Below are 13,320 nucleotides of genomic sequence, written 5' to 3'. Positions count from 1 at the left end.
ATGACCACAGCGGACTTCCGCCCCACACATGTCGTCCCCCAGGACGGGCTCCCCGCCTGGGAGGCGCCGGACGTGGACCGCCCGACGGCGCCGCTCGACGCGCTGCTGCCGGTGGACCTGGTCGACCGGCTCGGCGACTGGGGCCGGATCGTCTGCGCGAACGGCTGGACGGCCTGGGTCGACTCCCGCCTCCTGATCGCGGTGCCACGCGAACCACCGGCGGCGGGCCACCCCCTGACCCGCACGGCGGACCCGGGCCCGCTCCTGGCGAGAGCGGAGGAGGCGCTGGGCCGCTATCGCCGTGCGGCGCGGGAACTGGCGACCGGCGCCGGCGACGGCGAAGCCTTCCGCGGCCGGACGCACGGCCTGCGCGTGGGCGTGGTCGTGGACGGCGAGTCGATGTGGCTCTACGACGCCGAACACGAGCGGTGGGTGTACTGCGACGGGACACGGCTCAGCACGTACGCGGCGGGGGAGGGCCCGAGCTTCCATGGTTACGGGGATGGGGCGGACGGGGTGGACGGGGCGGACGGGGCGGACGAGGCGGACGGGAGACGTGCGGTGGCCCCGGATCCGACGCGGGTGGTGGGAGCGGTGTCTGATGCGGGGGATGACGGCGGTGAGGGGGCGGGTCCGGGTTCCACGCGGGTGGTGGAAGCGGTGTCTGATGCGGGGGCTGACGCCCGTGAGGGGGCGGAATCGGATCCCACGCGGGTGGTCGAAGCCGTCCCCGATCCGGGGCCCGCCCCCGATCCGTACGGCGATGACGCCACCCGTCGCATTCCGCCCGTCACCGTCGACCCCGATCCCCCGGCCCGGCCCGGTGACGGCTGATGGGCACCGCACCGCGCGACGACCTGTCATCGAGCCCGAGTCTTCACTCCGGGCGCTCGTCCGAGCTGGTCGGGAAGCAGATCGCGGGGTACCGCGTCGAGAGCGAGATCGGGCGCGGCGGTATGGCCGTCGTCTATCGCGCCAAGGACCTGCGGCTTGACCGCACCGTCGCCCTCAAGCTGCTCGCCCCCGAGCTCGCGCGCAACGACACCTTCCGGCAGCGGTTCACGCACGAGTCACGCGTGGCCGCCGCCATCGAGCATCCGCACATCGTGCCGGTCTTCGAGGCGGGGGAGACGGACGGCGTGCTCTACATCGCCATGCGGTACGTCCCCGGGCTCGACCTGCGCCACCTGCTCGACGACTCGGGGCCCCTCCCCGTCGGAGCCGCCCTGCGCATCGCCGCGCAGGTCGCGTCCGCGCTCGACGCCGCCCACGATCACGGTCTCGTCCACCGCGACGTCAAGCCCGGCAACATCCTCGTGGCCAAGGGCACCGACAGCGACCACCCGGAGCACGTCTACCTGACGGACTTCGGGTTGACGAAGAAGTCGCTTTCGCTGACCGGGTTCACCACCGTGGGTCAGTTCGTCGGGACCCTCGACTACGTGGCGCCCGAGCAGATTTCCGGACGTCCCGTGGACGGCCGATGCGACGTCTACAGCCTCGCCTGCGTCGTCCACGAGACCATGGCCGGTGGGCCGCCCTTCCAGCGCGACGACGACATGGCCCTGCTCTGGGCCCATCAGTACGACCAGCCGCCCCGCCTCACCGAGAAGCGCCCCGGCGTTCCCCCGGCCCTCGACGGAGTCCTGGCGAAGGCGCTGGCCAAGAAGCCCGACGAACGGTACGGCTCCTGCCGGGAGTTCGTGGCCGCGCTGCGCGCCGCGGTCACGGGAAACGCGGAGGGACACGCTCCCACGCAGGTGGACCTCCCGGCCGCGGGACCCCCGGACGACCAGGGTGCGCCTCCGGAGCCGCCGGACTGGGCGCGGCCCGTCTTCCGGCGGCTGGCCGGTTAGGAGAGTGGGCGTCCGTCGCTCTCCACCTCGCCTCGCCGGTGGACCCGGCGTGCCAGCAGGCCGCCGATGAAGCCTGTGACCAAGCCCCATGCCACGGCGAGGATCAGTGCGGTTCCCAGTTGCGGATGCAGCTTCACCAGGCCCGAGAGGCCGCCGCCCAGGTCCCCGATGCCCAGGAGCGAGAGGCCGAAGTGGGCGTCGAGGCGGGCGAGCAGGCAGACGGCGAGCACGGTGAGGGTCAGGGCCACCGCCATGTGCACGGCGTGCTGCCAGGCCCGCATCCGGGCGGGCGAGCGTGCCGCCATCAGGAACGCGGCCCCGAGGACCAGGACCGCCGCGACGACGAGGAGCCACCACACCCGGCCGTCGTGGTCGGAGAGGGTCCGCAGGCTGAGCGTGGAGTCGCTCGGAGTGCGGAGTACCTCGTCGAGGACGCGCGGCATGGGGAGTCCGAATGGCCCGTCCACCCGGCCCTCCCAGGACGCGCCGAGCCCGAGGGTGAAGGCGAGCCAGACGAGGTTGGGCAGCCCCAGCAGCAGCACCGCGAGCGTCTCGGCGGCATGCCCCCGGGTGGCCGCCACGACCACCCCGATGACGAGCCCCAGGGCGACGTACGCGAGCAGCAGCACGACCATCGCGTAGGCCGCGGGACGCACCGACTCCTGGAAGCGCACCAGGCGCGCGGGGAGCGGGGCCCCGCGCGACACGAGCAGCGCCACGGCGAGGACACCCGCAAGCCACAGCAGCCCGAACAGGATGGTCAGCGGCACGTCGGTCTCGAAGCCGACCTTGGGCGAGCCCGCCCCCAGCAGATCCCCGATGTCGGCCGCGTCGCCCTCCCCGAGCGAGATCGTGAACGTATGGCGGGCCAGCAGGCCGAGGCCGATGAGGGACAGCACCCACAGCACCGCGAACCGCGCGGCCCATCCGCCCAGTTCCTTCGCGTCGGCGACGGCCCGGTGCCGCAGCGGCCTGAGGAATCCGGCGGCGATCACCAGGGCTCCGGTGAGGGTCACGGACAGGGGGAGCACGGAGAGCCCCGCGTTCGCCCCTGCGATCCCCCCGGCGTCGCCGGAGAGCCCGACGGAGCCGCCGACCGCCATCACGACGACGGCCGCCACGACGCTCGGGAACGCGCCGCCGGGCAGGTCCGCCGCCCCGGCGGCCCACAGACCGAGCGCGGCGACGACGGCCATGGCCACCAGCGCCCCCAGCACGGCGACGACGGCGTGGATCCAGCCGTGGGGGGCGCGTCGGCTCTGCGGTGCGCGCTGCGCGGCTGCCCGCCCGTGCGGTCTCTGGTCGTTCACGTTGTCACGCTAAGCAGCGGCACGGCAGCCCGCCCGTCGGGAGAGCCGACCGCGTCGGCTTGCGGGCTTCCGGGGAGCGGGACACACAATAGGCGCGTAACGGAATATTGCGATCGGAGCGGGCGGAAACGGGATCGCTCCCGTGCGCCGCAGATTCCCCCATCCCCCTCCCATCGCCCGATCCCCTCGACTTCCTCGACCCCTACACAGGGAAGAAGTGTTCGTGAGCGCCGAACCGCCGTCGTCAGGACGCCCCACAGGACCCCCGTCAGGCCCGCTCTCGGGCCCTTCGCAGCCGGGCGCGACCCAGGCAGGTTCGACGCCGCCACCCGGCGGCGACCGGCCGTCGGGCCCGCCGAGCGGTCCGCCTCCGACGGGAGGTCCCCCGGACGGCGGGGGTCCGGACGAGGGACCCGGCGGGAGCTCGGAGCCGGAGCGCCCCTGGTGGAGGTCGGCACCGCGCGTGGCGGTGATCTCCCTCGCGGTCGTGGCCGCGGTCGTGCTCACCGTCGTCCTCACCCGGCCGGACGGCTCCGGCGGCTCCGACGGCACCTCGGACTCCGCCGGTGAGGTCCTCCTCCAGCCCGCAGGGAAATCGGGCCCCGACCCCTTCACCGAGTCGACGGCCAGGGACGACTCCACGTCCCCGTCCCCGACCGCGCCGCCCAGCTCATCGGCCTCGGCCAATGTGACACGCGGCGTCGACGGAGCCGCTCCAGGCCTCTACGGCGGGACGCGCAAGGTCGGCAGCTGCGACGTGGAGAAGCAGGTCACCGTCCTCCAGGGCGACCCGGCGAAGAGCAAGGCGTTCGCCTCGGTGCTCGACATCGCCCCTCCCTCCGTCCCCGAGTATGTGCGGGCACTCACCCCCGTACAGCTGCGCATGGACACCCGCGTCACCAACCACGGCTACCGCGACGGCGCCCCCACCGCCTATCAGGCCGTCCTCCAGGCAGGCACCGCCGTACTCGTCGACGACCGGGGTGTGCCGCGCGTGCGCTGCGCCTGCGGCAACCCGCTGGTGCCGCCCGTCGCGCAGAAGAGCACCCCGAAGCGGACCGGCGAGGAGTGGCCCGGCTACCAGTCGTCGAACGTCGTGGTCGTCGCGCCCTCCACCCAGGTCGTGAACGCGTTCGTCATGTACGACCCGGAGAGCGGCGAGTGGTTCGAGCGTGACAAGGGCGACACCGGCGCCGGTGACACGAAGACACAACCGCCGGTGAACGACCCGTCCGCATCACCCTCTCCCTCCACGTCCCTGCCCCCTTCCCCGTCCTCCAGTGAGCCCTCCTCGCCGTCCGCTTCGTCGCCCTCCGCACCCCAGACGCCCTCCTCCGAGCCGGAGCAGCCGCCCACCTCGCAGCCCGCACAACCGCCGTCGTCGCCGGTGGCGGATTGAGGTTCGTGATCGAGCAGGGGCCGACAGGCGCTAGCGTGGTGGGTGCTGTCGGCGAGGCCCGTGCTGGGGCGGTGCTGGATCGAGGGCACAGGAGGGGAAAGCGAGCATGCGGGCCGGAGCGGCGTCTTGAGAATTCTGCACACGTCCGACTGGCATCTGGGCCGGGCGTTCCACCGCGTGAACATGCTCGGCGCCCAGGCCGAGTTCATCGGCCACCTCGTCGCCACGGCGCGTGAGCGCGAGGTGGACGCCGTCGTCGTGTCCGGGGACGTGTACGACAGGGCCGTGCCACCGCTCGCCGCCGTCGAGCTGTTCGACGACGCGCTGCACCGGCTCGCGGAGCTCGGAGTGCCGACGATGATGATCTCCGGCAACCACGACTCGGCGCGCCGCCTCGGTGTCGGCGCGGGCCTCATCGGCCGTGCGGGCATCCACCTGCGCACCGCGCCCGCGGCCTGCGGTGAACCGGTGGTCCTCGCCGACGACCACGGGGACGTGGCTTTCTACGGCCTGCCCTATCTCGAACCGGCCCTGGTCAAGGACGAGTTCGGGGTGCGGCGCGCGGGCCACGAGGCGGTGCTCGGTGCCGCCATGGACCGGGTCCGCGCCGACCTGGCCGCCCGGACGCCGGGCACCCGGTCCGTGGTCCTCGCCCACGCCTTCGTCACCGGCGGCGAGGCCAGCGACAGCGAGCGCGACATCACGATCGGCGGCGTGTCCGCCGTGCCGGCGGGGGTCTTCGACGGCGTCGACTACGTGGCGCTCGGGCACCTGCACGGCAGCCAGGCCATCAGCGAGCGCGTGCGCTACTCGGGCTCCCCGCTGCCGTACTCGTTCTCCGAGTCCGCGCACCGCAAGAGCATGTGGCTCCTCGACCTCGGCGCGGCGGGGGAGATCGAGGCCGAGCGGATCGACTGCCCGGTGCCGCGTGCGCTCGCCCGGATCCGCGGAGACATCGAGACGCTGCTCGCCGACCCGGAGCTCGACCGCCACGAGGAAGCCTGGGTCGAGGCGACGCTCACCGACCCGGTGCGCCCCGACGACCCCATGGCCCGCCTCTGCGGGCGCTTCCCGCACACCCTCAGCCTCGTCTTCGACCCGGAACGCACCCCCGACGACCCGGACGTCTCGTACGCCAAGCGTCTGGAGGGCCGCACCGACCAGCAGATCGCGGAGGACTTCGTGACCCATGTGCGGGGCGCGGGGCCCGACGTACGCGAACAGGCGGTGCTGCGGGCGGCGTTCGACACCGTCCGCACCGACGACACGGTGCGCGAGGTGTCCCGATGAGGCTGCACCGGCTCCGGATCACCGCGTTCGGCCCCTTCGGCACCACCCAGGACATCGACTTCGACGACCTCTCCGCGTCCGGGCTCTTCCTGCTGCACGGGCCGACCGGCGCGGGCAAGACCTCCGTCCTGGACGCCGTCTGCTACGGCCTGTACGGCTCGGTGCCGGGACCCCGGCAGGGCAGCGGCCAGGGCGTGACGCTGCGCAGCGACCACGCGCAGCCCGCCGTGCGGACGGAAGTCTGCCTCGAACTCACCGTCGCCGGGCGCCGGTTGGAGGTGACCCGGCAGCCGCCGTGGGAGCGCCCGAAGAAGCGCGGCACCGGCACGACCACGGAGAAGGCGCAGAGCTGGCTCCGGGAGTACGAGGCTTCAGCCGACGACGGCGGTGAGTGGAAGGACCTCAGCCGCTCCCACCAGGAGATCGGCGAGGAGATCACACAGCTGCTCGGCATGAGCAAGGAGCAGTTCTGCCAGGTGGTGCTGTTGCCCCAGGGCGACTTCGCGCGCTTCCTGCGGGCCGATGCCGAGGCCCGCGGCAAACTGCTCGGGCGGCTCTTCGACACGCGCAGGTTCGCCGCGGTCGAGCAGCGACTCGCCGAGCAGCGGCGCGATGCCGAGGGCGCGGTGCGGGAAGGGGACGGGGAACTCCTCGCCGACGCGCACCGGATGCAGCAGGCCGCCGGCGGCACTCTGGAGGACGCCGAGTCGCCGCTGCCCGAACTGGCGCCCGGTGATCCGGGACTCGCCGGGTCCGTCCTGGCCTGGGCCGCGGTCTCCCGCACCACGGCCCGCGAACGGCGCACGATCGCCCGGTGCGCCCTCGACGCCGCCGAGTCCGCGCGGGCCGCCGCGGGGCGCGTTCTGGACGACGTGCGCGAACTCGACCGGCTGCAAAGGCGGTTCGGCCAGGCGCGGGAGCGGTCCGTACGCCTTGAGGAGCGCGCGGATGAGTACCGGCAGCTGCAGACCCGGATGGACCGTGCCCGCAAGGCCGAGACGGTCGCCCCCGCGCTCGGCCTGCGCCGGGCCACCGAAGAGGAGCACCGCAGGGCCGCGGCCGAAGAGGAGCGCGCCCGAGGTCAGCTGCCCGCCACGTTCGCGGACTCGGGTGCGTCGGGCCTAGCCGCCGCCGCGCGTAAGGCCGCCGAAGAACTCGGCGGCCTCGACGCCGCCCGGCGCGCCGAGCGGCGCATCGCCGAACTGGGTGCGGAGCGCGCGGCCCTGGAGCGCGAGGAGCGGGCCGACGACGAGCTGCTGCGCGAGGCCGCGGGCTGGCTCGACGGCTGGGAGACGACCCGGACCGCACTCCAGGAGCGTATCGAGTCCGCCCAGGAGGCGGCCACGCAGGCGGAGCACATCGCGGGCCAACTGGAGCCCGCACAGGGAAGGTTGGACGCGGCGCGTCGCCGTGACCGGCTCACCCAGGAGGCCGCCACCGCGTTCGAACGGGCCCTCGCTGCACGCGAGCGTGCCACCGCGGCCCACGAACACTGGCTGACCCTGAAGGAACAGCGCCTCACCGGCATCGCGGCGGAACTGGCCGCCGGTCTGGCCGACGGCTCCCCCTGCGCGGTCTGCGGAGCCACCGAACACCCGGCGCCCGCCCCGAAGACCGCGGGTCACGTCGACCGCGCCACGGAGGAGTCGGCGCTCGCCGCCCACCGCCAGGCGGAGGAGCGGCGTTCGGTGGCGGAGGGGCACCTCGGTGAGGTGCGCGAGTCGCTGGCCGCCGCGAGGGCGGCCTCGCAGGGCTTGTCCGGCGGGGATTTTGCCGCCGCGGATTCGCAGGCCGTCCCGGACGAGTCCTCCGTCGAGCAACTCGCCGCATATGTCGAGACGTTGCGAGGAGAACACGCCGAGGCCCGCAGCCGCGCCTCCGGACTGCACGCGGCCCGCGAAGCCCTCGCTCAGGCCGAGCGCGAGTACGACCGCAGGGCCGCGGTGCGGCAGGAGGCCGCCGTGCGCGCGGCGTCGCGTGCCACCCTGCGGGACTCGCTCGACCGCGAACAGGCAGGTCTGGACGTCGAGTTGACCCGCGCGCGGGGAGCAAGCGCCAGCGTCGCGGCCCGCGCGTCCCAGCTGGAGCGGCAGACCGCGCTGCTGACCGAGGCGGCCGAAGCCGCACGCATCGCCGACGACACCGCCCAGCGCCTCAAGGACGCCGACGCGCGACTCGCCGATGCCGCCTTCCGCGCCGGGTTCGACACGCCGAGGGCGGCGGCCGAGGCCATGCTCGACGACGCGCGCCACAGCGAGCTGCAACACCGTATCGACGCATGGCGGAACGAAGAGGCGGCGGTGCGTTCGCTCCTCGCCGAGCCCGACGCGGTCGCCGCCGCGCAGCAGCCGCCCGCCGATCTCGGAGCCGCCCAGGAGGCCGCCGAGGACGCCGACAGGCAGGCCCGCGCCTGCGCCTCCGCGCTCGACGCGGCCACCCGGCGCTGCGCCGAACTCGACCGGCTCTCCGACCGGTCGGCCGCCGGAGCCCGGCGGCTCGCGCCGCTGCGCGCCGAGTACGACCGCGTGGCGCGCCTCGCGGGACTCGCCGCGGGCACATCGGCGGACAACGAACGCAAGATGCGCCTGGAGTCCTATGTCCTGGCCGCCCGGCTCGAACAGGTCGCCGCAGCGGCGACCGCACGGCTGCGACGCATGTCGTCGGGCCGCTACACCCTCGTCCACTCCGACGACCGCACGGGGCGCGGCCGTTCGGGCCTGGGCCTGCACGTGGTCGACGCGTGGACGGGCCGCGAGCGCGACACGTCCACGCTCTCGGGCGGCGAGACCTTCTTCGCCTCACTCGCCCTCGCCCTCGGCCTCGCGGACGTCGTCACCGACGAGGCGGGCGGCGTACGCCTCGACACGCTCTTCATCGACGAGGGCTTCGGCAGCCTCGACGACCAGACCCTCGACGAGGTGCTCGACGTCCTGGACTCGCTGCGGGAGCGGGACCGCAGTGTCGGCATCGTCAGCCACGTCGCCGACCTGCGGCGCCGCGTGCACGCTCAGCTGGAGGTCGAGAAAGGGCGCGCGGGTTCGGTGGTGCGGCAGCGGGGCGGGTCCTGAGGGTTCGTGTCAGGTCCTCAGGGTTCGGGGGCGGTTCCTGAGGGTTCTCAGCGGCCCAGCGGGCGTCTCGGCAAGGGAGAGGAGTAGACGATGCTGGTGGTCACGGACCCCAGCGCGCCGATCTTTCCCGCGACCTCCTCCAGGTGGCTCATCGAGCGCGCCGCGACCTTGATCACGAAGCAGTCGTCTCCGGTGACATGGTGTGCCTCCAGGATCTCGGGGGTCACTTCGACCAGGTCGTGGAACGGCTTGTAATGGCCGTTCGGGTAGCGCAGGCGCACGAACGCGAGGATGGGCAGCCCGAGCCGCTCCGGGTCGACCACGGCCGCGTACCCCTGGATCACGCCCGCCTCCTCCAGGCGGCGGACCCGTTCGGTGACGGCGCTCGGGGACATGGAGACGGCACGCGCCAGCTCTGCGTAGCTGGCACGGCCCTCACGCTGGAGGACGTCGAGGATGCGCCAGTCGGTGGCGTCCGTGGAATAACCGGTCATGCCTGAGAGGTAACAGGGGAATCCCCGGCTGATCAAGAGCTACGCCGGTGATCGGCTCTTCTTGGGCGGCGGCTCCGCCCGTAAATTTCTGGCCATGAGCACAGTGACGAACACGGTGACGAACACAGAGTCGACGACCGCGACGACCGCGACGAGTACCGCGCCCGCAGCCACCGGCGCCCCGAACTCCGTCCTTCGCGTCGCCCCCGCGTCCCCGGCGGTCGCCGCCGCGTACTTCGGCGCGAGCCTCGCCTTCCACGCCGACGTCTCCGACGTCGCGTCGGCGCTCGCGACTGACGGTGACCCCGGCTTCGTCGTGGTCGACTCCCGCTCGACGGAGTCCTGGGACCAGGGACACATCCCCGGCGCGATCCACCTCCCCACGGCCCTCATCCCCGAGCAGGCCGAGCAACTCCTCGACAGGTCGGTCCCCGTCGTCACGTACTGCTGGGGCCCCGGCTGCAACGGCGCGACCCGAGCCGCCCTGGCCCTGGCCCAACTGGGCTTCCAGGTCAAGGAGATGCTGGGCGGCTTCGAGTACTGGGCCCGCGAGGGCTTCGAGTTCGAGACCTGGGAGAGCAGCGAACGCCGCAGCCCCGACCCTCTGACGGCCCCGCTGGACGCGGAGGACTGCGGCTGCTGAGAGGGCCCCGACATCAACTCAGATGCGCCCGAGCCCTCCACCCCCCAAGATGATGTGCCATGCCCCTCCTCCCGCACCCCGCCCCCGAAGCCCTGCGGCGCGACCCTCTGCCGTTGCGTGGGCGGACCGCCCTCGTCACCGGAGCGAGCCGGCGCGGCGGTATCGGATACGCCGTGGCCCGGCGCCTCGCCGCGTACGGAGCGAGTCTCTATCTGCACCATCACGTGCCGCACGATGCCGCGCTGCCCTGGGGCGCCGACCGGCCCGCCGACGTCGTCGCCGGAGTGCGCGAGGTGCTCGCGGATCCGGCGGCTTTCGTCCACGACGGGCCCGGTGATCTGGGGGATCCCGCCGCGCCCGCCGAGCTGATCGCCACGGCCGCCGAAGCGCTCGGCGGGCGTATCGACATCCTGGTCGCCAACCACGCGGTCAGCGGTGACGACGGCACCCTCGACACCATCGACGCCGCCATGCTGGACACCCACTGGGCGGTGGACACCCGATCGGTGATCCTCCTTGTGCAGGCGTACGCCCGGCTGAGAGGGGGCCTCCCGCCCCGTACGCCCGGCGGGCGCGTGGTGATGATGACCTCCGGGCAGGACATCGCGGGCGGCATGCCGGACGAGATCGCCTACAGCCTGCAGAAGGGGGCGCTGGCCTCCGCGACGCGCTCCCTGGCCACGACCCTCGCCGACCTCGCCGTGACCGTGAACTCCGTCAATCCTGGCCCGGTGGACACGGATTACCGGACTGGCGACGACTACGCCGCGATCGCCGCCATGTTCCCGGCGGGGCGATGGGGCATGCCCGATGACCCGGCCCGGCTCATCGCGTGGCTGGCCACCGATGAAGCCGAGTGGATCACCGGGCAGGTGATTGATTCCGAGGGCGGGTTCCGCCGCTGAGGCCCCTGCCCCTCCCCGGAAGGCCTACAGCGCCGACAATTCGTCCACCAAGTCGTCGAGACCCAGCGACCCCTGCGACAGCGCGGCCATGTGCCACGCCTTCGCGTCGAAGGCGTCACCGTGCCGACGGCGCGCGTTCTCGCGCCCCAGGAGCCAGGCCCGCTCGCCCAGTTTGTAGCCGATGGCCTGGCCGGGGATGGAGAGGTAACGGGTCATCTCGCTCGCCACGTACTCCGTGGGGCGGCTGCAGTGCGCGTCGTAGAACTCCTGCGCGAGGTCGGGGGTCCAACGCCCGCCCGGGTGGAAGGGGGAGTCCGCGGGGATCTCCAGCTCCAGGTGCATGCCGATGTCGACGATGACCCGCAGCGCCCGCATCATCTGGGCGTCCAGGTAACCGAGCCTGCGCTCGGCGTCCGTGAGGAAGCCGAGTTCGTCCATGAGCCGCTCGGCGTACAGCGCCCAGCCCTCCGCGTTGGCGCTGACGATGCCGATGGTCGCCTGGTAGCGGGAGAGGCTCTCCGCGACGTGCGCCCACTGTGCGAGCTGGAGGTGATGGCCGGGCACACCCTCGTGGTACCAGGTGGAGACCAGGTCGTAGACGGGGAAGCGGGTCTCGCCCATCGTGGGCAGCCACGTCCGCCCTGGGCGCGAGAAGTCCTCCGACGGGCCCGAGTAGTACGGTGCCGCCGCGCCGCCCGGCGGCGCGATGCGGGACTCCACCTTCCGTACCCGCTCGGCGAGTTCGAAGTGTGTGCCGTCCAGCGCCTCGATCGCCTCGTCCATCAGCTCCTGGAGCCAGACCCGCACCTCCTCCACGCCCTCGATGTGTGCCCCGTGCTCGTCCAGGTGCGCGAGCGCCACCCACGGCGTGGCCGCGCCGGGCAGGATCCTCTCGGCCTCGGCACGCATCTCGCCGAGCAGCCGGTGGAACTCGGACCAGCCGTACGCGTACGCCTCGTCGAGGTCCAGGTCGGTGCCGTTGAAGTAGCGGGACCAGCGGGCGTAGCGTTCGCGGCCCACGGTGTCGGGGGCGCCCTCGATCGCGGGCGCGTACACGTCCCGCATCCAGTCGCGCAGCGCCACGACCGACGCGGTCGCGGCGCGTGCCGCCTCGTCCAGTTCGGCGCGTAGCGCGTCAGGGCCCTCCGAGGCGAACTCCTCGAACCAGCCGCGGCCATCGGCGCCACCGGGGCCCGCCCACTCGCCGAGCTGCCCGATGAAGACGGAGGTGGGGCGCGGCGGCGCGAACAGCTTGCGCTCCAGGCCCAGTTCGAGCGAGGCGCGATAGCCCTCGTACGCGGCCGGCACGGCACGCAGCCGTTCGGCGATCGCGGACCAGTCCTCGGCCGTCTCCATCGGCGTCACGGTGAAGATCTCCCGCACCGCGTGCGGGATCGTGTGCAGGTTGCCGACCGCGCGCAGCCCTTCATCGGCCTCGTGCACGGCGAGTTCGGCGGTGAGCCGCTCCCGCAGGAGTCGTGCGCACCGGCGCTCGACGTCACGGTCGGCGCCGGGCTGACGCTCCGCGTCGTCGAGCCGGGCGAGCGTCGTGCGGGCCAGCTCCGCGACGGCTTCCTGACCCGCCGGTGAGGTGTCGGGGAGCTTGCTGTGGCTCGCTTTGACGCCGAGATACGTGCCGCTGATGGGGTCGAGGGCGATCAGCTCGTCGACGTAGGCGTCGGCGACCTGGCGAGGCAGCTGGCTCCTGCTCTCACTATTGTTCGAGCTCGTGATCTTGGTGTCTGACATGCGGCCATCCTCGTACGCGGGACGCGCCCGCGTCATCACGATTGGCCGGAGGGCTGCCCTTGGTCATCGGCCCCGGGGCCGGGCGGCAGGAGCGGCCCGCACTCCCACTGCTGGAAGATCAACCGTGTCTCCACGCGCGCCACTTCGCGCCGCGCCGTGAACTCGTCGAGGACGAGCCGCTGGAGGTCCGCCGTGTCGGCCACCGCCACATGCACGAGATAGTCGTCGGGCCCCGCGAGATGGAACACCGAACGGGACTCGGGCAGCGCCCTGATCCGATCCACGAAAGGGCCGACGAGCTCCCGCCGATGCGGACGCACCTGCACGGAGAGCAGCGCCTCCAGGCCGCGCCCGAGCTTCGCCGGGTCGAGCCGCAGCTGGTGCCCGAGGATCACGCCGGAGCGGCGCAGCCGGGAGATCCGGTCCAGACAGGTCGACGGCGCGACGCCGACCTGGGCCGCGAGATCGCGGTAGGTGATCCGGGCATCGTTCTGCAGCAGCCGCAGTATGCGGAGATCCACCGGGTCCAGTACGACAGATTCAGCCACTCGCCGAACGTAGCACGGGGTTCAACCGTCGGGCACCGGTCGTTGTTCAGGCTGTCCG

At 73.0% G+C, this 13,320-nt stretch carries 11 protein-coding genes; 7 read left to right on the top strand and 4 right to left on the bottom strand.

Features of this window, described 5'->3' with window-relative positions; translation table 11 throughout:
* Window positions 1-834 (top strand): hypothetical protein, encoded by an 834-nt coding sequence (locus AC5P1C_RS18785; protein ID WP_493867002.1) that lies wholly within the window; start codon window positions 1-3, stop codon window positions 832-834.
* Window positions 834-1,856, top strand: coding sequence for a serine/threonine-protein kinase (locus tag AC5P1C_RS18780; protein WP_493867001.1), 1,023 nt, complete (start codon window positions 834-836; stop codon window positions 1,854-1,856). Before AC5P1C_RS18785 ends, AC5P1C_RS18780 begins: the two co-directional genes overlap by 1 nt.
* Here the strand turns inward: AC5P1C_RS18780 and AC5P1C_RS18775 are convergent.
* Window positions 1,853-3,052 carry a streptophobe family protein gene (locus AC5P1C_RS18775; protein ID WP_493867098.1) on the bottom strand — a complete coding sequence of 400 codons (1,200 nt, stop codon included), beginning with the start codon at window positions 3,050-3,052 and terminating at the stop codon, window positions 1,853-1,855. The genes AC5P1C_RS18780 and AC5P1C_RS18775 overlap by 4 nt on opposite strands.
* Window positions 3,053-3,389: 337 nt before the next feature.
* On the opposite strand from AC5P1C_RS18775, the gene AC5P1C_RS18770 reads away from it, so the two are divergent.
* From AC5P1C_RS18770 to AC5P1C_RS18760, 3 genes are all read left to right on the top strand, one after another.
* Entirely contained in the window at window positions 3,390-4,565 is a 1,176-nt protein-coding gene (locus AC5P1C_RS18770; RefSeq protein WP_493867000.1) for a DUF6777 domain-containing protein, read from the top strand.
* Between the two features lie 126 nt (window positions 4,566-4,691).
* Window positions 4,692-5,855, top strand: coding sequence for an exonuclease SbcCD subunit D (locus AC5P1C_RS18765; RefSeq protein WP_493866999.1), 1,164 nt, complete (start codon window positions 4,692-4,694; stop codon window positions 5,853-5,855).
* The gene (locus AC5P1C_RS18760) at window positions 5,852-8,923 is read left to right on the top strand and encodes an AAA family ATPase (RefSeq protein WP_493866998.1); all 3,072 of its coding nucleotides are present in this window, start codon (window positions 5,852-5,854) and stop codon (window positions 8,921-8,923) included. Before AC5P1C_RS18765 ends, AC5P1C_RS18760 begins: the two co-directional genes overlap by 4 nt.
* 47 nt (window positions 8,924-8,970) lie before the next feature.
* Here AC5P1C_RS18760 and AC5P1C_RS18755 read toward each other — a convergent pair whose 3' ends face one another.
* Complete coding sequence (locus AC5P1C_RS18755) at window positions 8,971-9,417, bottom strand: Lrp/AsnC family transcriptional regulator (protein WP_493866997.1); 447 nt, start codon at window positions 9,415-9,417, stop codon at window positions 8,971-8,973.
* 94 nt (window positions 9,418-9,511) lie between these two features.
* Here AC5P1C_RS18755 and AC5P1C_RS18750 point away from each other — a divergent pair, with 94 nt between their 5' ends.
* Together AC5P1C_RS18750 and AC5P1C_RS18745 are read left to right on the top strand one after the other, a co-directional pair.
* A complete protein-coding gene (locus AC5P1C_RS18750) occupies window positions 9,512-10,060 on the top strand; it encodes a rhodanese-like domain-containing protein (protein ID WP_493866996.1) in 549 nt (182 codons plus the stop codon).
* 59 nt (window positions 10,061-10,119) lie between these two features.
* Window positions 10,120-10,965 (top strand): SDR family oxidoreductase, encoded by an 846-nt coding sequence (locus tag AC5P1C_RS18745; RefSeq protein WP_493866995.1) that lies wholly within the window; start codon window positions 10,120-10,122, stop codon window positions 10,963-10,965.
* 24 nt (window positions 10,966-10,989) lie between these two features.
* Here AC5P1C_RS18745 and AC5P1C_RS18740 read toward each other — a convergent pair whose 3' ends face one another.
* The gene (locus AC5P1C_RS18740; protein ID WP_493866994.1) at window positions 10,990-12,714 is read right to left on the bottom strand and encodes a DUF885 domain-containing protein; all 1,725 of its coding nucleotides are present in this window, start codon (window positions 12,712-12,714) and stop codon (window positions 10,990-10,992) included.
* A gap of 35 nt (window positions 12,715-12,749) precedes the next feature.
* The gene (locus AC5P1C_RS18735; RefSeq protein ID WP_493866993.1) at window positions 12,750-13,262 is read right to left on the bottom strand and encodes an Lrp/AsnC family transcriptional regulator; all 513 of its coding nucleotides are present in this window, start codon (window positions 13,260-13,262) and stop codon (window positions 12,750-12,752) included.
* Window positions 13,263-13,320 lie beyond the last annotated feature (58 nt).

It is taken from the genome of Streptomyces sp. A18 (assembly GCF_059026065.1).
Note: the sequence above shows the minus strand (reverse complement) of the source record. Positions and strands in the feature narration are given on the sequence as shown.

Excerpts from the sequence above, each read along its gene's own strand:
- AC5P1C_RS18785 (WP_493867002.1), top strand. The coding sequence starts at position 1 with ATGACCACAGCGGACTTCCGCCCCACACATGTCGTCCCCCAGGACGGG.
- AC5P1C_RS18780 (WP_493867001.1), top strand. The coding sequence starts at position 834 with ATGGGCACCGCACCGCGCGACGACCTGTCATCGAGCCCGAGTCTTCAC.
- AC5P1C_RS18775 (WP_493867098.1), bottom strand. The coding sequence starts at position 3,052 with ATGGCCGTCGTCGCCGCGCTCGGTCTGTGGGCCGCCGGGGCGGCGGAC.
- AC5P1C_RS18760 (WP_493866998.1), top strand. The coding sequence starts at position 5,852 with ATGAGGCTGCACCGGCTCCGGATCACCGCGTTCGGCCCCTTCGGCACC.
- AC5P1C_RS18755 (WP_493866997.1), bottom strand. The coding sequence starts at position 9,417 with ATGACCGGTTATTCCACGGACGCCACCGACTGGCGCATCCTCGACGTC.
- AC5P1C_RS18750 (WP_493866996.1), top strand. The coding sequence starts at position 9,512 with ATGAGCACAGTGACGAACACGGTGACGAACACAGAGTCGACGACCGCG.
- AC5P1C_RS18745 (WP_493866995.1), top strand. The coding sequence starts at position 10,120 with ATGCCCCTCCTCCCGCACCCCGCCCCCGAAGCCCTGCGGCGCGACCCT.
- AC5P1C_RS18740 (WP_493866994.1), bottom strand. The coding sequence starts at position 12,714 with ATGTCAGACACCAAGATCACGAGCTCGAACAATAGTGAGAGCAGGAGC.